Consider the following 22,106-nt stretch of genomic DNA (forward strand, 5'->3'; position numbering starts at 1 on the left):
GAAATGTGCCGTCAACCTCTATTTACGCCTTTTTGGCAGAAGAGCCCTTTTTAGCCATTAGACGCGGGATTCGACGAGCCAAAGGCGGTAGCCGCACCGCTAACAGCAATGCACCTATAGATGCATAGATCACCCACTCTTTGAGGTCGGCGCGCACAATCCAGAGCATATGCAGTAATCCAAGCCCGAGAATGACATACGCCAGGCGATGCAACTTCTTCCAGCTCGCCCCCAATCGCCGCTGACTGTATCGATTGGAAGTCACCGCCAAGGCCAGCAAACCAAGAAAACCCAGCACCCCGACAATAATGTAAGGCCGCTTGCGCAGCTCGACACCCAGCTGCGACCAGTCAAAACCAAGTATGAATGCGCAATAACTACCGAGGTGGAGCAGCACATAGGCAAAACACCACAATCCCAACTGTCGCCGCACGGCATTCCAGCCCGCCCAACCGGTGAGTTTCTGCAAAGGCGTCAAGCTCAAGATTACAAGCAGCAGAACAAGCGCCCCCAAACCCAGCCGATCGACCAGTACCTTGCCCGGATCCGGACCGAGGACATCCTCCCAGGCCTGGTACAACCACAACAGCGGCCACACCAGCACCACAACAAAGACACCGATACGCCAAACCGGATAGCGCATCAGTAGTTCTTCCTCAGGTCGAGCCCCGCATATAAAGAAGCGACTTCCTCTGAATAGCCGTTGAACATTTGCGTGTCGCGCACATTGGGCTTGAACAAGCCGCTGGGCAGGCGACGCTCACGGGCCTGAGTCCAGCGAGGATGATCAACCGTGGGGTTCACGTTCGCATAAAAGCCATATTCATCCGCAGCAATGCTCTGCCAGGTGGTTTTCGGCTGCTCGCTGACCAGACTGATGCGCACGATGGACTTGATGCTCTTGAAGCCATATTTCCAGGGCACCACCAAACGCAACGGCGCACCGTTTTGATTAGGCAACTCACGCCCGTACATGCCTACCGCAAGAATCGCCAACGGGCTCATCGCTTCATCCAGACGCAACCCTTCTATATACGGCCAGTCGATCAAGGCAAAACCGGAGCGCTGACCCAGCATGCTTTTGGGATCCTGCAGGGTTTCGAAGCGGATGAATCTGGCTTTCGAGGTCGGCTCGACTTCCTTGAGCAAAGCCGAGAGCGGGAAACCGATCCAGGGAATGACCATCGACCAGGCTTCCACGCAGCGCAGCCGGTAGATTCGCTCCTCCAGCTGATACGGCTTCATGAAGTCTTCCAGCGCATACCGACCGGGCTTGCCCACCTCCCCGTCCACGACCACCGACCACGGCTCCGTCTTCAGCGTGCCGGCGTTGGCGGCCGGATCACCTTTGTCGGTGCCGAACTCGTAGAAGTTGTTGTAGTGGGTCGCATCCTTGAACGGCGTGATCACCTCATCCTTGACGTTGACCGCCCCCCACTTGGTGGCCGGGAGCTTTTCGCCGAACCAGGAAGGCGCCTTGCCAGGCTCGACATCCGGGTAACGCGGACCATCGCCAGCGCTGGCCCATAGCGGCAGGCTGCCCAGGGCGAAGCCGGCAACCGTGGCACCCAGCACATTGCGTCGAGACAGATAGAGGGATTCTGGCGTGACGTCCGACTCATGGCAGTCGGACGCTTTGGAGACTTTGATCAGCATGGCTACTCCGCAGCTTTGGAGAACAGATGCACCAACAGACTGCGGAGTATGAGGGAAATTACATCACTCGGCGCTTTTACGCCGACGAAGATGCAACAAGTACTGCACCGGGCCGGATGCCGCATAGGCGAGGAAAACCAGCAGCAGAATGCGCGGCGGATCACTGAACACCACTGCGAACACCAGCACTACCGCGAGGATCGCCACGAACGGCACACGGCCTTTCAAATCCAGCTCCTTGAAGCTGTTGTACTTGATGTTGCTGACCATCAGCATGCCCGCCGCAGCAACCATCAGCGCAACCAGGAAGGACATCTTCGACCCCTGGATGCCGTAATCGCTGAACGCCCAGACGATGCCTGCAACTACACCCGCAGCGGCGGGACTGGCCAGACCGATGAAGTAGCGCTTGTCCGCGGTACCGACCTGGGTGTTGAAGCGCGCGAGACGCAAAGCCGCTCCCGCCACATAGATGAAGGCAACCATCCAGCCGACCTTGCCCATGTCGCCCAGGGCCCAGCCGAAGGCCAGCAATGCCGGCGCCACACCGAAGGCAACCATGTCCGACAGTGAGTCGTACTCGGCACCAAAGGCGCTCTGGGTATTGGTCATGCGGGCCACGCGCCCATCGAGGCCGTCGAGTACCATCGCGACGAAAATGGCGATGGCCGCAAACGCAAAGTACTTGCTCGCGTTGGCCGAGTCACCGGCACTCAGAGCCGCCTGGGCGCTCATTGAGTTGATGATGGAATAGAACCCTGCGAACAGGTTCGCAGTGGTGAACAGATTCGGCAGAAGATAGATACCACGATGCCGGACTTTACGACCTTCAGCGTCATGCCCTTCCTCGACATGTTCATCGATGGGCAGCAGGCTTTCGGCGTCAGAAGCCTGGTTTGGCTCTTCGGGGCGTTCGCTCATGGACATTACCTTGCAACGGGGTGGAAAGTCTGGACAGGTGTCTGGGACGACGGTTCGGCCGCAAACGATGCAGCTTTATACCAGAACCGGCCTCCCAAACGAAAAAACGCGGCCTAAGCCGCGTTTTTCGTACAAGGGCGTGACTTAGTTTTTAGCTTTGTCGACGATCTTGTTGGCACCGATCCACGGCATCATGGAGCGCAGTTGCTCGCCGATGATTTCGATACCGTGAGCGGCGTTGTTACGACGCTTGGCGGTCATCGAAGGATAGCCGGTAGCGCCTTCGCTGATGAACATCTTGGCATATTCGCCGTCCTGAATACGTTTCAGGGCGTTGCGCATGGCCTGACGGGATTCGGCGTTGATGACTTCAGGGCCGGTCACGTACTCGCCGTATTCGGCGTTGTTGGAGATCGAGTAGTTCATGTTGGCGATACCGCCTTCGTACATGAGGTCAACGATCAGCTTCAGTTCGTGCAGGCACTCGAAGTAGGCCATTTCCGGCGCGTAGCCAGCTTCAACCAGGGTTTCGAAACCGGCTTTGACCAGTTCAACGGTACCGCCGCACAGAACGGCTTGTTCGCCGAACAGGTCGGTTTCGGTCTCGTCCTTGAAGGTGGTTTCGATGATGCCGGTACGACCGCCACCGACGCCGGCAGCGTAGGACAGAGCGACGTTCTTGGCGTTGCCCGAGGCGTCCTGGTAGATCGCGATCAGGTCAGGGATACCGCCACCCTTCACGAACTCGGAACGTACGGTGTGGCCTGGAGCCTTCGGCGCGATCATGATCACGTCGAGGTCAGCGCGCGGCACAACCTGGTTGTAGTGAATCGCGAAGCCGTGGGAGAAGGCCAGGGTGGCGCCTTTCTTGATGTTCGGCTCGATTTCGTTCTTGTACAGGGCAGACTGGAACTCGTCCGGGGTCAGGATCATGACCAGGTCGGCAGCAGCAACGGCAGAAGCAACGTCAGTCACTTTCAGGCCATGAGCTTCAGCCTTGGCGACAGTAGCCGAACCTTTACGCAGGCCAACGGTAACGTCAACGCCGGAGTCTTTCAGGTTGCACGCTTGGGCGTGGCCCTGGGAACCGTAACCGATGATGGCAACTTTCTTGCCCTGGATGATCGACAGGTCGCAGTCTTTTTCGTAATAAACTTTCATGAAATTCCCCTATATATCCAGGCCGTTCAGGCCATTCGCTAATTTGGTTTAGATGCTGAGTACTTTGTCGCCGCGGGCAATACCGGTTACGCCGCTGCGGACGGTTTCCAGAATCGAGGCGGTGCCAATGGACTGAATGAAGCTGTCGAGCTTGTCGCTGGTACCGGTCAGTTGAACGGTATACACGCTAGCGCTGACGTCAACGATCTGCCCACGATAAATATCGGTAGTGCGTTTGATCTCGGCGCGCTGGGCACCGGTGGCCTTGACTTTGACCAGCATCAGTTCGCGCTCGATGTGAGCACTCTCCGACAGGTCGACCAGCTTGACCACTTCGATCAGCTTGTTCAGGTTCTTGGTGATCTGCTCGATAACTTCATCGTGGCCAACCGTGGTCAGCGTCAGACGCGACAGGGTCGGGTCTTCGGTAGGTGCCACAGTCAGGCTTTCGATGTTGTAGTTGCGCTGCGAGAACAGGCCAACCACACGAGACAGAGCGCCGGGTTCGTTTTCCAGAAGCAAGGAAATAATGTGCCGCATGATTAGGTACGCTCCGTCTTGCTCAGCCACATATCGCGCATGGAGCCGTCTTTGATCTGCATCGGGTAGACGTGCTCGCTGGTATCGACCGAAATATCGATCACCACCAGCCGATCTTTCATGGCGAACGCTTCTTCCATCTTCGACTTCAAATCTTTCGAATCGGTGATGCGCACACCAACGTGACCATAAGCCTCCGCCAGCTTGACGAAATCAGGCAGCGATTCCATGTAGGAATGAGAGTGACGGCTGCCGTAGCTCATGTCCTGCCACTGGCGAACCATGCCCAACACACCGTTGTTCAGGATGACGATTTTTACCGGCAAATCGTATTGCAGGCAGGTCGACAGCTCCTGAATGTTCATCTGGATGCTGCCTTCGCCCGTAACGCAGACGACCTCATCATCCGGAAAGCTCAATTTGATGCCCATGGCCGCCGGGAAACCGAAGCCCATGGTGCCCAGGCCACCGGAGTTGATCCAGCGGTTCGGCTTGTTGAACTTGTAGTACTGCGCCGCGAACATTTGATGCTGACCCACATCGGAAGCTACAAAAGCATCCCCCTTGGTCACTTCGCACAGGGTTTCGATCACGGTCTGCGGCTTGATGACGCTGCCGTCGCCCTTGTCATAAGGGAACAGGCCGCGATCACCACGCCACTCATCAACCTGCTTCCACCAGCTGGCAACGGACTCCTTGTTCGGGGTCTCGCCGATTTCCTTGAGGATCGCGACCATTTCGGTCAGGACACTCTCGACCGGACCAACGATAGGCACATCGGCCTTGATGGTCTTGGAGATCGAAGCCGGGTCGATGTCGATGTGAATGATCTTGGCATTCGGGCAGAACTTCGAGGCACCGTTGATGACACGGTCGTCGAAACGTGCGCCGACAGCAAGGATCACGTCAGCATGGTGCATCGCCAGGTTGGCGGTGTAGCTGCCGTGCATGCCGAGCATGCCGATGAACTGACGGTCGGTGCCAGGGTAGCCACCGAGGCCCATCAGGGTATTGGTCACTGGCAGGTTGAGCATCTTCGCCAGTTCGGTCAGTGGAGCAGAACCACCGCCGAGGATCACGCCGCCGCCCGAGTACAAGACTGGGCGCTTGGCCGCCAGGAGCATTTCTGCCGCCTTGCGGATTTGACCGGAGTGACCACGAACAGCCGGGCTGTAGGAGCGCAGCTTGGCTTTTTTCGGGAAGACGTATTCGAACTTCTCGGCCGGGTTGGTCATGTCTTTCGGGATATCGACAACGACCGGACCAGGACGACCGGATTGCGCCAGGTAGAAGGCCTTCTTCATGACTTCCGGGATTTCCGACGCGTGCTTGATCATGAAGCTGTGTTTCACGATCGGCCGGGAGATACCGATCATGTCGGTTTCCTGGAATGCGTCGGTGCCAACCATGGTGCTCGGCACCTGGCCGGAAATGACCACCATCGGAATGGAGTCCATGTACGCCGTGGCAATACCGGTGATGGCATTTGTCGCGCCCGGCCCGGAAGTCACCAGTACCACACCGGCTTTTCCGGTGGCACGGGCATAGCCGTCAGCCATATGGGTAGCCGCTTGCTCGTGACGAACCAGGATGTGGGTCACTTCCGGTTCTTTGAACAGGGCATCGTAGACATGAAGAAGAGCACCACCCGGGTACCCGTAGATATATTTGACGCCTTCGTCGCGCAAAAAGCGGACGAGCATCTCACCGCCAGATAAAAGCTCCACGTTGCTCACCTCTAAAACGCCAGAATACCGCCCACGAAAAATGGAACGGGTCTTAATAGGTTTACTTCTCGGCAGAGCATGAGCGACGGTGGTCGCCGACTACGTCAGCACTGACTGAGCAAGTATTGGGATCGTCCCAAGTGTTGCGGGCCTTTCCCACCCAGCGCGAGGTAACGCGTTGCGGGTGTAACAGGTCGACGCGGATAGGCGCCTCATGATCTGCCGAGAGGGTCTGCTTCTGGCAGTCCCTGTACAGCGGACTTTGGATTCTTCTGTTTCGCCCTTCGCAAGTCAAGTCGTCTATGTGCTTTATTCTAGTAAGCACATGAGAACGCAAGAAAAAACCTGTAAATCAGCCCTGTGTTAGCTTCGATTGCGCAACTTTTGGCAAAAAATTGGCACGCGCATGCACTTACCCTGCAACGGCCGACAAAATAGAGAGGGATTGTGGACAACTGCCAGCGGACGCTGGCAGCTTCTGGCTCAGCGAGTTGCTGTGATCAACTGATCAAACTGTTTGAGCAATACCTGCAACTGCCGATCCTTGCCCTGGACATTGCGTCCGGCAAAGACCATTTCAGCCATTTCCTGAATGCCCGAAGCATTGGGTAGCGGCAAATCCTGCTCGAGGATCATCTTCATGCGTGGCAGGAAGATCCATTGCAGCCACTGCTCGAAATCCAGTGTATCGACCGAAAACGGCTCGACACTGCAAAGCGCTTCGGCAGATGGCGAGACTTCATCCCACCACCCTTGCACCCGCAACTCGCGCTCGATCAACAACAGTTGATCAGCGACTTTCAGAAAGCGTGCATCCATCACAGCGTTACCTTGGCCTTTTGACGAGCCAATGCCGCGCCTTGGGAGTCACTCTGCTTTTCACGCGCCTGGGCAATCAGCTCCCACAAGTTGGCCTGAAGGGCTGGACGGCCATTGGCCAAGGTCAACCCACGGCGAGCGAACTGCTCGGCCTGGGCTGCATCGCCTTGAGCCATGCGCACCTGCGCCAGACGGTAAAGCACCTGCGGTTCACGCGGGGCAACACGCTGGGCGCGTTCGAGGCTGGAGGAGGCACCGTTGAGATCACCGCTCGCCTGTTGCTGTTGGGCGGTTGTCAGCAAGGCCAACACCGGGCCGTCCAATTGCTCGTCGGCAGACAGTCCGCCCGCACTGGCCGACGGAATCCCGCTTGGTGACGACGGCATGCTGTAGTTGCCCTGATTGATCGGTGCCGATTGGACAGGCGACGTGTCAATCGGCCCTGGTGTGATCGGACCCGGGGTAATCGGCGTGGTACTGATCGGCGTCGAAGTCGTTGCCCCGCCTGGCACCATCACCACGACGCCGCTATCACCTTGCGGTATTGCCTGGACCTGCGACTGACCTTGCGCAGGGCGCTTGACGGTCGTCTGGCGGAAGCCGCCATTGGCCGAGATCCGTTCACTGTTGGACACGGCGGTGCCGGAATCCACGACCGGAATCGAGCCACGTTGTACGCTGGAACAACCGCTGAGCAACGCTACGGCGGCAACCGCTGGAATCAACCACTTGTTCACTTGAAACCCTCTTTGCTTAATTCATCCAGCCCTTGACCCAATCCATCACCGACTCGGCAGGGTTTTCACCACCGCAAGCGGCACCGGGAGGCGGTTCGCTGCCGCGAATATACGGCATCTGCACGGCACCAGGGCAACCAGCGTCAGAACCTTGCCCGGTTCGCGAATCAACCCAGGCCTGAACGATATTATCCGGCTGCGGCATGTCCAGCGGCAACGGGTCGGCCTTGCGCATGAAACTGGTCCAGACCTGCAAGGCCCCGGTGGCACCAGTGAATGGCGTCTTGCCGTTGTCGTCGCGACCCAGCCAGACCACCGCCAGCAAGTCCTGACTGAAACCGGCAAACCAACTGTCCCGCGAGTCATTACTGGTGCCGGTTTTACCCGCCAGAGTCAGGGTCCTTGGCAACACGCTGTAAACCGAGCTACCGGTACCTTCACGCATCACGCGCTGCATGGCGCTCTGGATCAGGTAAATGGAGGCCGGATCGAAACGTTGCTGAATCTGGAACGGATAACGCTTGAGCGGCTCGCCCTCGGCAGTCAGCACGCTTCGAATCCCGCGCATCGGCGTATTGAAGCCGCCGTTGGCGAGGGTCTGGTACATGGTCGCCACTTCGATGGGCGTCATGCCGCCAGCCCCGAGCAACATCGACGGGAAGGCCGGAAACTCACGAGACACACCCAGGCGCTCCACCGTCTTCAGCACGTTCGGCACACCGACCGCCAAGCCGAGCCGCGCGGTCGACAGGTTGTAGGAATGCGCCAGGCCTTGATAGAGAAAGACCGTACCGTGGGAGCGACGATCGTAGTTCTGCGGCTTCCAGACCTGACCGTCCGCCCCCTTGACCGAGAAGGATTCATCCGACAGCCAGCTGGTCAATGTGTACTGGCTCGGTTTCTCCAACGCAGTCAGATACACCGCCGGCTTGATCAGCGAGCCGATCGGCCGCACAGCGTCCAGCGCCCGGTTGAACCCGGCAAAACTGGCCTGGCGACTGCCGATCATGGCCTGCACTTCACCGGTCTCCGGGTTGGTCACGACCATTGCCGCTTCGACGTCATCGGAACCCTTGCGCCCCGCCAGACGCTTGAAGGTGTCGTTGACCGACGCTTCAGCCTTCATCTGCAGGATCGGGTCGAAACTGGTGAAGATGCGCAGACCTTCTTCGGTCAAGTCTTCGTCGCGATAGTCTTCGCGCAGCTGACGCTTGACCAGATCGAGGAAGCCGGGGAACGAACTGTCTGCCAGACTGCCGCGCTTGGTCACGCCCAGCGGCATTTTCTTCGCTGCCTCAACCTGCTCGGCAGTCGCGACGCCCTGCTCTTGCAGTACATCGAGCACCAGGTTGCGCCGCTCAAGGGCACGCTCCGGATAACGACGCGGGTTATAGGAAGAAGGCCCTTTGACCATGCCCACCAGCAGTGCGACTTGATGCAGTTTGAGTTCGGCCAGCGGCTGGCTGAAGAAGAACTGGCTGGCCAGACCGAAACCGTGCACCGCGCGCTGACCGTCCTGCCCGATAAACACCTCGTTGAGGTAAGCCTCAAGGATTTCGCGCTTGTCGTAATGCACCTCGAGCAGCAGCGCCATCATCGCTTCGGTGAGCTTGCGGCTCAGGCTGCGCTCGTTGGTCAGGTAGAAGTTTTTCACCAACTGTTGAGTCAGGGTACTGCCACCCTGACGCATGTGACCGGACGAGCCGTTGACCCAGATAGCACGGGCGATCGACTTCGGCGAAACACCAAAGTGATGATAAAAGTCGCGATCCTCGACCGCCACCAGCGTTTCCAGCAAGTACGGTGGCACCTGATCGATCTTGATCAGAATCCGGTCTTCGAGGTTTTTCGGGTACAGGCCGCCGATCAGCAGCGGCTCCAGGCGCACTACCGACAGTTTCGAGCCTTTTGCCCCCGCCAACTCGGCCACGTAATCGCCAGAGAACCGCACCCGTACCGGTTGCGCTTGCTCCATGCCTTCATAGAACTGGAAGCCACGGGTATTCAGATCAACGGTATTGCCGTTGACCGACGCCGCCCCCGGACCATTGGCCACGCTTTCACGGCGATAGCCCAGGGCATCGAGCTCGGTCAGAAAATCATCCCTGCTCAGCTTTTGTCCGACGAACAGCTCGAGCGGACGCGCGTAAACCTTGGCCGGAATGGTCCAGCGCTTGCCGGAGAACTTCTCCTGGACGATTGCATCAAGGTAAACGGCGAATCCGGCCAGCACTACCAGGCCGACCAGACTGAGTTTAATGGCCCAGCCCAGCCACGGGCGCAGGCCCCTGGAGGGTGGTTTCTTTGGGGTGCGGGGAGTTTGAGTACGAGTCATGGCGGCGGATTATACGCACTTTATTCATCCTCAACAGGAGCGCTCCGAGGTTTGCGTCAAGCGGACTTACCGCCATAATGGCCGCCTTGATTTTCCAGACTCTGAAGGATCGCCTGTGAGCCAGTCCCTGATCGCTGCCCTGCAAAACCCTGCCCTCTACCCGCATCCTGTAGAGGGATTCCAGGTCATCGAGACCCATATTTCCTGGGTACTGCTCACCGGCCCCTATGCCTATAAAGTGAAGAAGCCGGTCAATTTCGGTTTTCTCGACTTCACCAGCCTTGAGGCTCGCGAACACTTTTGCGCCGAAGAACTGCGGCTGAACCAGCGCCTGACCGACGATTTGTACCTCGAAGTGCTGCCCGTCACCGGCAGTGCCGAGGCTCCGCAACTGGGTGGTGAAGGCCCGGCCATCGAATATGTACTGAAGATGCGCCAGTTCCCGCAAAACGGCTTGCTCAGCACCCTTCAAGCCAATGGCGAACTGACCACCGCGCACATCGACGAGATGGCCGAGCAAATCGCCCGCTTCCACCTCAGCGCACCGAAAGTGCCAGCCGGGCACGAAGCCGGCACCCCGGACAGCGTCATGGCACCGGTGCGGCAGAACTTCGAACAGATCCATCCGTTCCTCAGCGATAAAGCCGACCTGCTGCAACTCGACGCCCTGCAAGCCTGGGCCGAAAGCAGCTTCGAGCGCCTCAAACCACTGTTCGCCCAGCGCAAGGCCGAAGGCTTCATTCGTGAATGCCACGGTGATATCCACTTGGGTAACGCAACCGTGATCGACGGCAAGGTCGTGATCTTCGACTGCATCGAATTCAACGAACCGTTTCGCTTTACCGACGTTTATGCCGACACCGGCTTCCTGGCGATGGACCTGGAAGATCGTGGCCTGAAGTGCCTGGCGCGTCGTTTCATCAGCCAGTACCTGGAGTTGACCGGTGACTATCGCGGCCTCGAACTGCTGAACTTCTATAAAGCCTACCGCGCACTGGTTCGCGCCAAGGTTGCCCTGTTCAGCATGCCGGCCGAAGCCACTGCCGTGCAGCGCGCCACGACCCTGCGCCAGTACCGCAACTACGCCAACCTGGCGGAAAGCTACAGCACTATTCCTTCACGCTTCATGGCCATTACCCACGGCGTTTCCGCCGTCGGCAAGAGCCATGTCGCCATGCGTCTGGTCGAAGCCCTGGGCGCGATCCGCCTGCGCTCCGATGTCGAGCGCAAGCGCCTGTTCGGCGAGCAAACCGTCGAGAATGACGTACAGGCCGGCATCTATAGCGCCGACGCCAGCGCGGCAACCTATGCCCGCCTGCATGAAATCGCCGATGTCGTCCTGCGCGCGGGCTTCCCGGTGGTGGTCGACGCCACTTACCTCAAGCGTGATCAGCGTGACAGTGCCGCGAAGGTGGCCGAAGCCACAGGCACCCCCTTCCTGATCCTCGACTGCAATGCACCACAGGCCGTGATCGAAAGCTGGCTGACCATGCGTCAGGCAGACAAGAAAGACCCGTCCGACGCCACGCTGGCTGTTATCGCCGCCCAGCAAGCCAGCCGTGAAGCGCTGACGCCCGCGGAAATCCTCTGCAGCAAGCGCGTCCAGACCAATGAAAGCGGGACGCTCGATACAGTCGTGGAACAGATTCGCCAGCGCCTGCCAGGCCTGTAAGAAACTATTTCAGTCGTGAGGCCCGCACAGGCTTCACGACTGCAAAATAGTGGCACTATACTGGCGTCATAAAAACATCAGGTGATGCGACATGAGCCAGCCGAAACTTCTCGATACACCGCTTTATGCCCTGCTGCACAAAGACGACATCCGAGGCTTCAACAGTGAACGCCCCAAGGATGGCCCCATCGACATGGCAGGTGGAGACTTCCGGGGGCTGGACCTGCGCGAGCTGAATGCCGACGGTATGGATTTCAGCAACGCCTACTTCCGTTCCGCCGACTTGCGCGGCATTGATTTCAGCAACGCGAACCTGGAAGGCGCGAGCCTGGCCCATGCGCAAATTTCCGGCGCCTACTTTCCCGTGGAGCTCAGCGCTGACGAAATCCTGATGTCGATGAACTTCGGCACGCGATTGCGTTACCACACTCGCTGACCAACGTCGCTGACTGACACGTCCAGCGCCCCTCGCTGCGCTGGACCGAGGGTTGCTCACCCGTAATTCCTGATTATTCCCCGCCTCTTCCTCCCGCGTTCGCGGACTTTTCACACTCTGCCAATACTCGCTTCTTAGAAGCGTTTGCGTCGAAAACGAGCAAACAAGCACGCTTTTCCTACTGATGGCTACACTCCTCAGAAGATTGCCCACGCTCTCCATTCGGCCATCGCAAGGAGGCTTGATGAATGATGAACTGCAACACCTGAAGAATCTTGGCAAGACGTCAGCGCAATGGCTGCATGCCGTGGGCATCCATAGCGCGTCGGACTTGCGTCGCCTCGGGGCGGTGGATGCTTATCGGGCCGTGCGCACGCGCGGTTTTCGGGCGTCCAAGGTGTTGTTGTACGCAATTGAAGGCGCCCTGATGGACGTTCACTGGAACGACATCCCTGCCGAGCGCAAGGAAGCGCTGAACAAACAACTGGAAGCCATCTCTACACGCCACAAAATTTGATCCGACCAATACTTCTGAAGCTTTGCAGCCTGAAACCCAATGATTACGAGGCCTGCAGACGCAAATCCGGAAAATCGCAAAGAAATCAAAAAACAGCGGTTGACTTGGTAATGAGAATCGATATGATTATCACAACTGGTCGCGAGACTGGTCGATATTCTGAAAAGCCCTTGGTTCGGACTCTCGGATTATCTCCTCATCAGGCTAATCACGGTTATTTGACCCGGCTCTTGCCGGGTCTTTTTTTTGCCTGTGGAAAAGTACTGACAGGGCCAGGCGTAGCTTCCTTCAAAGGATTCCACGGGCGAGGCAGCCATTTGATAGCATTCAACCCTCAAGCTCGGACATATCCGGTCACGAGCTGCGGGACTGAGGACAGACATGAAGTTGCTTTGCGCAGGTGCCGAGCTGGTCAACGACAGCAGCCGCGGGTTTGACATCGATGGCCAAAAGTTTTTTGCGGTGCGCCGCAGCGGACAGGTTTATGTCTACATCAATCGCTGCCCGCACCGGGGTGTCGCCCTTGAGTGGCATCCCGACCAGTTTCTCGACCCCAGCAACAGCCTGATCCAGTGCGCCACCCATGGCGCACTGTTCCTGATCGAAGACGGTGAATGCGTCGCCGGCCCTTGCGCGGGGCAAGCCTTGACCGGCGTGGCCTGCCGCGAGGATGAACAGGGGGTCTGGATCAGCCTTTAACCACCCGGCAACACGTCCAGACGCCGGTCGACCAACATTTCTTCGTGGCTCAACCGCACACCGTAAGCCAATACCTCGACCCCGCAGGCGATAGCCTCACGCAAGGCCTGAGCATAAGCCGCATCGATTTCCTGCGCCGGGCGCACGGCCTCGATGTCGGTCAGGCAAACACAGTACAACTGCACCGCACGAATACCGTCCCTGGCCAAATGCGCCAGCTCCCGCAGATGCTTGGCGCCACGCTGGGTGACCGCATCGGGAAACGCCGCCACCGCCGTACCGTCGAAGCCCAGGGTCACGCTTTTGACTTCGACGTAGGCTGGCCCGTCGGGGTAAGCGAGGCGGAAATCGATGCGACTGTTTTCCTGACCATAAGCCACTTCGCGCTTGAGTTCGGTAAAGCCGTTCAGTTCGGTGATGACGCCCGCTCGCAGCGCCTCTTCGATCAAACCATTGGCGCGGGCAGTGTTCACGCAAAACAGCCGCCCTTGCGGGGTTTCACCAATCTCCCAAGTACCAGGCAACTTGCGTTTCGGGTCGTTGGAGCGGCTGAACCAGACCTGCCCGCCTTCAACCTGACAATTGAGCATCGAGCCGGTGTTCGGACAGTGAATGGTCAGCAATTCGCCGCCATCGGTTTCGATATCGGCGAGAAAACGCTTGTAACGTCGGATCAGGCGCCCTTCTTCAAGGGGAGGATGAAAACGCATCAGCCTTGCCAGCTCCGCAACCCACGGGCAATACGCTCGACCGCCTCCTGCAAACGCTGGAGATTTTGCGTATAGGCGAACCGCACATGATGCCCGGCCTGATAACGCCCGAAATCCAGCCCCGGGGTGAATGCCACATGTTCGGTTTCGAGAAAATGCTTACAGAACGCGAAGGCATCGCCGCCGAACTTGCTTATATCGGCGTACAAGTAGAAAGCCCCTTCCGGCTCCACGGCAATGCCGAAGCCCAATTCACGCAAGGCCGGCAGCAGGTAATCCCGACGCCGGCCAAACTCGGCGCGACGCTCTTCGAGAATGCTGATGGTTGCCGGCTCGAAACAGGCCAGAGCAGCGTGCTGCGCCATGCTTGGTGCACTGATGTAGAGATTCTGGGCGAGCTTTTCCAGCTCACCGACGGCCGCGTCGGGGGCCACCAGCCATCCGAGCCGCCAGCCGGTCATCCCGAAGTACTTCGAAAAACTGTTCAGAACGAATGCACTGTCGTCGACTTCCAGCACGCTGGCCGCATCGGTGCCGTAGGTCAGGCCGTGATAAATCTCGTCGACCACCAGATGACCGTGGCGCTCCTTGATCGCGACAGACAGCTTCGCCAGCTCGTCGCGGGTCAGGATCGTGCCGGTCGGATTGGCCGGCGACGCGACCAATGCGCCGACGCTGTCGTGGTCCCAATGACGCTCGATCAGGCCTGGCGTCAATTGATAACGCACATCCGGACCGACCGGCACCAGTTGTGCCGCGCCTTCGACCAGTCGCAGGAAGTGCCGGTTACATGGGTAGCCCGGGTCCGCCAGCAGCCAGTGTTTACCGGGGTCTACCAGCAAAGCGCTGGCCAGCAGCAACGCGCCGGACCCTCCTGGCGTGATGAGGATGCGCCGAGGGTCGATATTCAACCCATAACGCTGCTGATAAAAACCCGAAATGGCCTCGCGCAGCTCCGGAATGCCGCGCGCGGCGGTGTAACGGGTTTTCCCCGCTGTCAGCGCAGCCTGGCCGGCCTGAATGATCGGTTCGGCGGTGGTGAAGTCCGGTTCACCGATTTCCAGGTGGATCACGTCATGGCCGGCTGCCTGCAATTCATTGGCCCGCGCCAACAGCGCCATGACATGGAAAGGTTCGATTGCGCGACTGCGGGCACTGTAGGGCTGAGCCATTGGCCTTCCTTCAACGGAGAAAAAACCGATTCTACCCAAGCGCAGGAACGAGCGAGAACCTAAAGCGGTCAGAGGCCTTGCAACCCCCGATCACAAACGACTCAAGCACGCGCGCAAGGTTTGACTAAAATCAATAATTGAGCAGGGTTCCAGAGCCACCAGACAACGGTTTGTCATCATTTGCAAGCAGCATGTGCCGCGAGCTCGACATCCGGGAGTAGCGCGGCCCGAGTTGATCTGGTAAGTTCGCCCGCTTGCAGCCGCAGGGCCGGCAGTTGTCGGTGATGGAGCAATCCTGCGCAGATGGATTACAAGAGTAGAGGCGGTCTATTTCATGTCCACCCAAGCAAAGCAGCAAAATCAGGCGATCAGCGGCTTCGAGCCCTATGTTCAGAAAGCCGGCGAAGAATACATGGGCGAGCCCATGCGCAAGCACTTCACCAAGGTCCTGAATCAGTGGAAAAAAGAGCTGATGGAAGGTGTCGACAAGACCGTGGACCACATGAAGGACGAAGCGGCCAACTTTCCTGATCCGGCAGACCGTGCCAGCCAGGAAGAGGAATTCGCCCTCGAACTGCGCGCCCGCGACCGTGAACGCAAGTTGATCAAGAAGATCGACAAGACACTTCAGCTGATCGAAGACGAAGAGTACGGCTGGTGTGAATCCTGCGGCATCGAGATCGGCGTCAAGCGCCTCGAAGCGCGTCCTACCGCCGACCTGTGCATCGACTGCAAGACTCTGGCGGAAATCAAGGAAAAGCAAGTCGGCAAATAATTGCGACTTGAACGAAGAACGGAGCGTGCGAACGCTCCGTTTTTGTTTCCAGGATTCGCCTCGGCTAAACACTGTGCGAGCCTGCTCGCGAAGGGGCCATCAACTTCAACATCGATGCTGGCTGATACACTGCTTTCGCGAGCAGGCTCGCTCCCACAGGTGCCTGGCGCAAGCCCGGAACAAGTGACATTGCATTCATGACCGCCACCTCCCCCACCTACATCGGGCGCTTCGCCCCCACCCCCAGCGGCCATCTGCACTTCGGCTCGCTGGTCGCCGCGCTGGCCTCCTACCTTGACGCGCGCTCGGTGGGCGGACGCTGGCTGATGCGCATGGAAGACCTTGATCCGCCCCGTGAAGTACCCGGCGCCCAGACGGCCATTCTCAAAGCCCTGGAAAGCTATGGCTTCGAGTGGGATGGCGATCTGGTTCGCCAAAGCGAGCGGCACGATGCCTACGCCGAGGTGCTCAATCGCCTGTTCAATCATGGCTTGGCCTATGCCTGCACCTGTTCGCGTAAACAACTGGAGCCGTATCACGGGCTTTATCCGGGGCTGTGCCGCAATGCCGGCCATGGCACCGACGATGCCGCCATCCGCCTGCGTGTTCCGGAGCTGGAATACCACTTCATCGACCGGGTGCAAGGCGAATACCGCCAGCATCTGGGCCGGGAAGTCGGCGACTTCGTGATTCGCCGCCGCGACGGCCTCTACGCCTATCAATTGGCCGTGGTCCTGGACGATGCCTGGCAGGGCATCACCGATATCGTTCGAGGTGCCGACCTGCTGGACTCCACGCCCCGCCAGCTCTACCTGCAAGAGTTGCTCGGTCTGCCGCAGCCGCGTTATCTGCATATTCCGCTGATTACCCAGCCCGATGGCAATAAACTTGGTAAGTCCTACCGCTCGCCACCGCTGACCGAGGGTCAGGCAACCCCCCTGTTGCTGCGGGCGCTACGGGCGCTGGGACAGAACCCGGGTACCGAACTGACTGATGCCACGCCACGGGAAGTGCTGAACTGGGGCATTGCCCACTGGGATGCCTCGTTGATCCCGCGCACACTGAGCCTGCCCGAGGCGCAGCTGTTGTGATCGCACTTGCAGTGGCGCGCCCATCCGTTACCATCGCCGCACGTTTTCGGGCACGCGCATAAAAAAGAGAGGCCGGGATGTACATCTATCGCTTGGTCCTGCTTTTGGTAGTGGGGATTTACCTGTTTTCCCCGGCCATCATGGATTGGTGGATCGACGCCACTGGCGCCTGGTATCGCCCGTATCTGCTCTGGCTGATTCTGATCGTCGTGACTTTCATCCTGCAGAGCCAAAAAGATGCCGATGAGCTTTAGCCTGACCCAGATGATCCTGATCAGTGCCGCGTACCTGGCGGTGCTGTTCGGTGTGGCCTGGATCAGTGAACGGGGCATGATTCCCCGGGCGATCATTCGCCACCCGCTGACCTACACCCTGTCACTGGGCGTCTACGCCAGCGCCTGGGCGTTTTATGGCACCGTGGGCCTGGCCTATCAGTACGGCTACGGTTTTCTGTCCAGCTACCTGGGGGTTTCCGGGGCATTTCTGCTGGCGCCGGTGCTGCTCTACCCGATCCTGAAGATCACCCGCACCTATCAACTGTCGTCGCTGGCGGACCTGTTTGCCTTCCGCTTCCGCAGCACCTGGGCCGGAGCACTGACCACAATTTTCATGCTGATCGGTGTATTGCCGTTGCTGGCCTTGCAGATTCAGGCGGTCGCTGACTCCATCGGTATCCTCACTCGCGAGCCGGTACAGCATCGCGTGGCCCTGAGCTTCTGCGCATTGATTACGCTGTTCACGATTTTCTTCGGCTCCCGCCACATCGCCACCCGCGAAAAGCATGAAGGCCTGGTGTTCGCGATTGCGTTCGAATCGGTGATCAAGCTGATCGCCCTCGGCGGTGTCGGGCTGTATGCGCTTTACGGCGTGTTCGACGGCCCGCAACAGCTTGAGCTTTGGCTGCTGCAAAACCAGACTGCGCTCGCTGCCCTGCACACGCCGTTGCAGGAAGGCCCGTGGCGCACGCTGTTGCTGGTGTTCTTCGCCTCGGCCATCGTGATGCCGCACATGTACCACATGACCTTTACCGAGAACCTCAACCCGCGTTCGCTGGTCAGTGCGAGCTGGGGCCTGCCGTTGTTCCTGCTGCTGATGAGCCTGGCGGTGCCGCTGATTCTCTGGGCCGGACTGAAGCTCGGCGCTACCACCAATCCGGAATACTTCACCCTGGGCATCGGTATCGCCGCCAACAACAAGGCGCTGGCGTTGCTCGCGTATGTCGGCGGGCTGTCCGCAGCCAGCGGCCTGATCATCGTCACCACGCTGGCGCTGTCCGGGATGGCCTTGAACCACCTGGTGCTGCCGCTGTATCAACCACCGGCCGAAGGCAACATCTACCGCTGGCTGAAGTGGACCCGCCGGGCGTTGATAGTCGCGATCATCATGGCCGGCTACGGCTTCTACCTGATGCTCGGTGCCGATCAGGACCTGGCCAACCTCGGCATTGTCGCGTTCGTCGCCACGTTGCAGTTCCTGCCGGGCGTGCTCTCGGTCCTGTATTGGCCGACCGCCAACCGTCGCGGCTTCATCGCCGGATTGCTGGCGGGGATCCTGGTGTGGCTGGTGACCATGTTGCTGCCGCTGGTCGGCAACCTGCAAGGTTTCTACATTCCGCTGCTGAACATGATCTACGTGCTGGACGACACCAGCTGGCACATGGCGGCGATTGCCTCGCTGGCGGCCAACGTGCTGATGTTCACCCTGATCTCGCTGTTCACTAACGCCAGCACCGAAGAGGCCAGCGCTGCCGAAGCCTGCGCCGTGGATAACGTGCGCCGCCCGCAACGCCGGGAGCTGCACGCCGCCTCGCCCCAGGAGTTCGCTACTCAGCTGGCAAAACCCTTGGGCGCCAAGGCTGCGCAGAAAGAAGTCGAGCAAGCGCTGCGCGATCTCTACCTGCCTTTTGATGAACGCCGCCCATACGCCCTGCGCCGCCTGCGCGACCGCATCGAGGCCAACCTCTCCGGCCTGATGGGCCCGAGTGTGGCCCAGGACATGGTCGAAACCTTCCTGCCCTACAAGGCCGGCGGCGAAAACTACGTCACCGAAGACATTCACTTCATCGAAAGCCGTCTTGAGGATTACCACTCGCGCCTGACCGGCCTGGCCGCCGAACTCGATGCCCTGCGCCGCTATCACCGCCAGACCTTGCAGGAATTGCCGATGGGGGTGTGCTCGCTGGCCAAGGATCAGGAAATCCTCATGTGGAACAAGGCCATGGAAGAGCTCACCGGCATCGCCGCGCAACGCGTGGTCGGTTCGCGCCTGAGCACCATTGCCGACCCCTGGAAAGAACTGTTGCAAGGCTTCATCAATCTGCCGGACGAACACTTGCACAAGCAGCACCTGGCCCTCGACGGCCAGACACGCTGGTTGAACCTGCACAAAGCGGCGATCGACGAACCCCTCGCGCCGGGCAACAGCGGCCTGGTGCTGCTGGTGGAAGACTTGACCGAAACCCAGATGCTCGAGGACAAACTGGTGCATTCCGAGCGCCTGGCCAGCATCGGTCGCCTGGCGGCAGGTGTGGCCCATGAAATCGGCAACCCGATCACCGGCATCGCGTGCCTGGCGCAGAACCTGCGCGAAGAACGTGAAGAAGACGGCGAGCTGAAGGAAATCAGCGGCCAGATCCTCGAGCAGACCAAACGCGTATCGCGCATTGTCCAATCGCTGATGAGTTTCGCCCATGCCGGCGGCCATCAGCACAGCGACGAGCCCGTCTGTCTGGCCGAAGTGGCTCAGGATGCCATCGGCCTGCTGGCCCTGAACCGACGCAATTTCGAAGTGCAGTTCTACAACCTGTGCGACCCCGAGCACTGGGTCGAAGGCGACCCGCAACGGCTGGCCCAGGTATTGATCAACCTGCTTTCAAACGCCCGTGACGCCTCGCCTCCCGGCAGTGCGGTAAGGGTCAAGAGTGAAGCCGGCGAACACACGGTCGATCTGATCGTGGAAGACGAAGGCAGCGGTATTCCGTCGAGCATCATGGACCGATTGTTCGAACCTTTCTTCACCACCAAGGACCCTGGCGAAGGCACCGGTCTGGGCCTTGCACTGGTCTATTCCATCGTTGAAGAGCATTATGGACAAATCACCATCGACAGCCCGGCTGATGTTCAAAGCCAACGCGGCACCCGAATCAGGGTTACTTTGCCGCGTCATGTCGAAGCGACGTCCGCTGTGAACTGAGACCGTCGAGAGTATCGAATCAATGCCGCACATTTTGATCGTCGAAGACGAAACCATTATCCGCTCCGCCTTGCGCCGCCTGCTGGAACGTAACCAGTACCAGGTCAGCGAAGCCGGATCAGTGCAGGAAGCACAAGAACGCTTCACCATTCCCTCGTTCGATCTGATCATCAGTGACCTGCGCCTGCCCGGCGCGCCCGGCACGGAGTTGATCAAGCTCGCCCAAGGCACGCCGGTGCTGATCATGACCAGCTATGCCAGCCTGCGCTCGGCAGTCGACTCGATGAAAATGGGTGCGGTGGATTACATTGCCAAGCCATTCGACCACGACGAAATGCTGCAAGCGGCCGCACGAATCCTGCGTGACCGACAAACGGTACAAGCCGGTGGTGAGGCAGTTGCCGGCAAAGCCGCCAACGGTGCGGCGAAATCCGGTACCGACAACAGCAACGGTGAAATCGGCATTATCGGCTCGTGCCCGCCGATGCAGGACCTGTACGGCAAGATCCGCAAAGTGGCACCGACCGATTCCAACGTTCTGATCCAGGGCGAATCGGGCACCGGTAAAGAACTGGTGGCGCGTGCCCTGCACAACCTGTCCAAACGCGCCAAGGCACCGATGATTTCGGTGAACTGCGCGGCCATTCCGGAAAGCCTGATCGAGTCCGAACTGTTCGGCCACGAAAAAGGTGCATTCACCGGCGCCAGCGCCGGGCGCGCCGGCCTGGTGGAAGCGGCGGACGGCGGCACCTTGTTCCTCGACGAAATCGGCGAACTGCCACTGGAAGCCCAGGCTCGCCTGCTGCGCGTATTGCAGGAAGGCGAAATTCGTCGCGTGGGCTCGGTGCAGTCGCAAAAAGTCGATGTGCGCCTGATCGCCGCGACTCACCGCGACCTCAAGAGCCTGGCGAAGATCGGCCAGTTCCGCGAAGACTTGTATTACCGCCTCCACGTTATCGCGCTGAAGCTGCCAGCCCTGCGCGAACGCGGTGCGGACGTCAACGAAATCGCCAACGCCTTCCTGGCGCGGCAAAGTGCGCGAATCAACCGCACCGACCTGAAATTCGCCGCGGATGCCGAGCAAGCCATTCGTCACTACGCCTGGCCGGGCAACGTTCGCGAACTGGAAAATGCCGTCGAGCGTGCCGTTATCCTGTGCGAAAGCCCGGAAATTTCCGCCGAGCTGCTGGGCATCGACATCGAGCTGGGCGACCTGGAAGACGACGAATTCATTGGCCTGCCCCCACAACAGGGCAATGGCAATGCCAGTAACAGCAATCACGAGCCGACCGAAGACCTCTCTCTGGAAGACTACTTCCAGCATTTCGTCCTCGAGCATCAGGACCACATGACCGAAACCGAGCTGGCCCGCAAACTCGGGGTCAGCCGCAAATGCCTGTGGGAGCGCCGTCAGCGCCTGGGCATCCCGCGGCGCAAGACCGGGGTGGCCAGCGAAAGCTGAACCACACCTGTCTCATGTGCGGGTAACACGTGACTTTGTGGAAAAACTGTTACCTCAGTTTTTCCACGTAACAGAAGCCGGGGCTTACGGTAACGAAGCCCCGGCTTTTTTTGGTCTTCGAAATGCCTTGTAGGCGGCCTAACCCCTTGTTTTATTGGGTTTCGCAAAAGTTGGCACGCGCCCTGCTATATGTTTGGTACAAGAACAATAACAAGCAATGCACAAGACAATAAAAATAAGACGAATCGACTCACGCACAATAAAAACAAGACGGCGAGAGGCGCAGCTAACTGATTCTTTTGGAGAGGCGTTGTATTTGGGGCTAGCCCCACGACCAGGCCGAGAACAACAAAAACTGTCTTAAGACAGAGCCTGTACTGGTTGGATCGCAAGATCACTGCAACACAGCGACCAAAGCAATCCGTTTGCTCTTGACTCCCGATTGGGAGGGTCATGAAGGAAAACTTCATGGCGAGGGCACTCA

General features: G+C 59.0%; 20 protein-coding genes. 9 read left to right on the forward strand and 11 right to left on the reverse strand.

Annotated features, from left to right (window positions below; all coding sequences use genetic code 11):
- Positions 1–22: 22 nt before the first annotated feature.
- The 9 genes from msrQ to mrcB all read right to left on the reverse strand — a co-directional run bounded on the left by msrQ (position 23) and on the right by mrcB (position 9,896).
- A complete protein-coding gene (msrQ, locus tag ACM6IK_RS20875) occupies positions 23–643 on the reverse strand; it encodes a protein-methionine-sulfoxide reductase heme-binding subunit MsrQ (protein ID WP_414875827.1) in 621 nt (206 codons plus the stop codon).
- Positions 643–1,656, reverse strand: coding sequence for a protein-methionine-sulfoxide reductase catalytic subunit MsrP (gene msrP / locus ACM6IK_RS20880; protein WP_414875828.1), 1,014 nt, complete (start codon positions 1,654–1,656; stop codon positions 643–645). Before msrP ends, msrQ begins: the two co-directional genes overlap by 1 nt.
- Positions 1,657–1,719: 63 nt before the next feature.
- Entirely contained in the window at positions 1,720–2,577 is an 858-nt protein-coding gene (pssA, locus tag ACM6IK_RS20885) for a CDP-diacylglycerol--serine O-phosphatidyltransferase (RefSeq protein WP_414875829.1), read from the reverse strand.
- 144 nt (positions 2,578–2,721) lie between these two features.
- Positions 2,722–3,738, reverse strand: a complete 1,017-nt coding sequence (ilvC, locus tag ACM6IK_RS20890) for a ketol-acid reductoisomerase (RefSeq protein WP_007948647.1) — start codon at positions 3,736–3,738, stop codon at positions 2,722–2,724.
- Positions 3,739–3,786: 48 nt separating this feature from the next.
- Complete coding sequence (ilvN, locus tag ACM6IK_RS20895) at positions 3,787–4,278, reverse strand: acetolactate synthase small subunit (RefSeq protein WP_003176102.1); 492 nt, start codon at positions 4,276–4,278, stop codon at positions 3,787–3,789.
- Positions 4,279–4,280: 2 nt separating this feature from the next.
- Positions 4,281–6,005: an acetolactate synthase 3 large subunit gene (locus ACM6IK_RS20900; RefSeq protein WP_218432578.1), complete on the reverse strand. Its 1,725-nt coding sequence runs from the start codon at positions 6,003–6,005 to the stop codon at positions 4,281–4,283.
- Between the two features lie 483 nt (positions 6,006–6,488).
- Positions 6,489–6,824 (reverse strand): YqcC family protein, encoded by a 336-nt coding sequence (locus tag ACM6IK_RS20905; protein ID WP_414875830.1) that lies wholly within the window; start codon positions 6,822–6,824, stop codon positions 6,489–6,491.
- Positions 6,824–7,561: a tetratricopeptide repeat protein gene (locus ACM6IK_RS20910; protein WP_414875831.1), complete on the reverse strand. Its 738-nt coding sequence runs from the start codon at positions 7,559–7,561 to the stop codon at positions 6,824–6,826. The genes ACM6IK_RS20905 and ACM6IK_RS20910 overlap by 1 nt, the downstream gene beginning before the upstream one ends.
- Positions 7,562–7,577: 16 nt before the next feature.
- Positions 7,578–9,896: a penicillin-binding protein 1B gene (mrcB, locus tag ACM6IK_RS20915; RefSeq protein ID WP_414875832.1), complete on the reverse strand. Its 2,319-nt coding sequence runs from the start codon at positions 9,894–9,896 to the stop codon at positions 7,578–7,580.
- Between the two features lie 115 nt (positions 9,897–10,011).
- Between mrcB and ACM6IK_RS20920 the strand changes: the two genes are divergently transcribed.
- The 4 genes from ACM6IK_RS20920 to ACM6IK_RS20935 all read left to right on the forward strand — a co-directional run bounded on the left by ACM6IK_RS20920 (position 10,012) and on the right by ACM6IK_RS20935 (position 13,220).
- Positions 10,012–11,568: an AAA family ATPase gene (locus tag ACM6IK_RS20920; RefSeq protein WP_414875833.1), complete on the forward strand. Its 1,557-nt coding sequence runs from the start codon at positions 10,012–10,014 to the stop codon at positions 11,566–11,568.
- Between the two features lie 91 nt (positions 11,569–11,659).
- On the forward strand, positions 11,660–12,004 hold the full coding sequence (locus ACM6IK_RS20925; RefSeq protein WP_414875834.1) for a pentapeptide repeat-containing protein: 345 nt from the start codon (positions 11,660–11,662) through the stop codon (positions 12,002–12,004).
- 244 nt (positions 12,005–12,248) lie between these two features.
- Positions 12,249–12,521 (forward strand): TfoX/Sxy family protein, encoded by a 273-nt coding sequence (locus ACM6IK_RS20930; RefSeq protein WP_108216473.1) that lies wholly within the window; start codon positions 12,249–12,251, stop codon positions 12,519–12,521.
- Positions 12,522–12,902: 381 nt separating this feature from the next.
- Complete coding sequence (locus tag ACM6IK_RS20935; RefSeq protein WP_414875835.1) at positions 12,903–13,220, forward strand: Rieske (2Fe-2S) protein; 318 nt, start codon at positions 12,903–12,905, stop codon at positions 13,218–13,220.
- Here the strand turns inward: ACM6IK_RS20935 and sfsA are convergent.
- Together sfsA and ACM6IK_RS20945 are read right to left on the reverse strand one after the other, a co-directional pair.
- The gene (gene sfsA / locus ACM6IK_RS20940) at positions 13,217–13,930 is read right to left on the reverse strand and encodes a DNA/RNA nuclease SfsA (RefSeq protein ID WP_414875836.1); all 714 of its coding nucleotides are present in this window, start codon (positions 13,928–13,930) and stop codon (positions 13,217–13,219) included. The two genes, ACM6IK_RS20935 and sfsA, sit on opposite strands and share 4 nt — an antisense overlap.
- Positions 13,930–15,102 (reverse strand): pyridoxal phosphate-dependent aminotransferase, encoded by a 1,173-nt coding sequence (locus ACM6IK_RS20945; protein ID WP_414875837.1) that lies wholly within the window; start codon positions 15,100–15,102, stop codon positions 13,930–13,932. The genes sfsA and ACM6IK_RS20945 overlap by 1 nt, the downstream gene beginning before the upstream one ends.
- Before the next feature lie 334 nt (positions 15,103–15,436).
- Between ACM6IK_RS20945 and dksA the strand changes: the two genes are divergently transcribed.
- The 5 genes from dksA (at position 15,437) to ACM6IK_RS20970 (ending at position 21,622) form a co-directional block, all read left to right on the forward strand.
- A complete protein-coding gene (gene dksA / locus ACM6IK_RS20950; RefSeq protein WP_007971100.1) occupies positions 15,437–15,877 on the forward strand; it encodes an RNA polymerase-binding protein DksA in 441 nt (146 codons plus the stop codon).
- Between the two features lie 197 nt (positions 15,878–16,074).
- A complete protein-coding gene (gluQRS, locus tag ACM6IK_RS20955; protein ID WP_414875838.1) occupies positions 16,075–16,968 on the forward strand; it encodes a tRNA glutamyl-Q(34) synthetase GluQRS in 894 nt (297 codons plus the stop codon).
- 77 nt (positions 16,969–17,045) lie between these two features.
- The gene (locus ACM6IK_RS20960) at positions 17,046–17,222 is read left to right on the forward strand and encodes a hypothetical protein (RefSeq protein ID WP_003176118.1); all 177 of its coding nucleotides are present in this window, start codon (positions 17,046–17,048) and stop codon (positions 17,220–17,222) included.
- Positions 17,206–20,160, forward strand: a complete 2,955-nt coding sequence (locus ACM6IK_RS20965) for a sensor histidine kinase (RefSeq protein ID WP_414875839.1) — start codon at positions 17,206–17,208, stop codon at positions 20,158–20,160. The genes ACM6IK_RS20960 and ACM6IK_RS20965 overlap by 17 nt, the downstream gene beginning before the upstream one ends.
- 22 nt (positions 20,161–20,182) lie before the next feature.
- On the forward strand, positions 20,183–21,622 hold the full coding sequence (locus ACM6IK_RS20970) for a sigma-54-dependent transcriptional regulator (protein ID WP_223547721.1): 1,440 nt from the start codon (positions 20,183–20,185) through the stop codon (positions 21,620–21,622).
- Positions 21,623–22,106: the final 484 nt, after the last annotated feature.

Origin of the sequence: Pseudomonas sp. IT-196MI5, from assembly GCF_949767415.1 — a bacterium.
Classification (GTDB): Bacteria; Pseudomonadota; Gammaproteobacteria; order Pseudomonadales; family Pseudomonadaceae; genus Aquipseudomonas.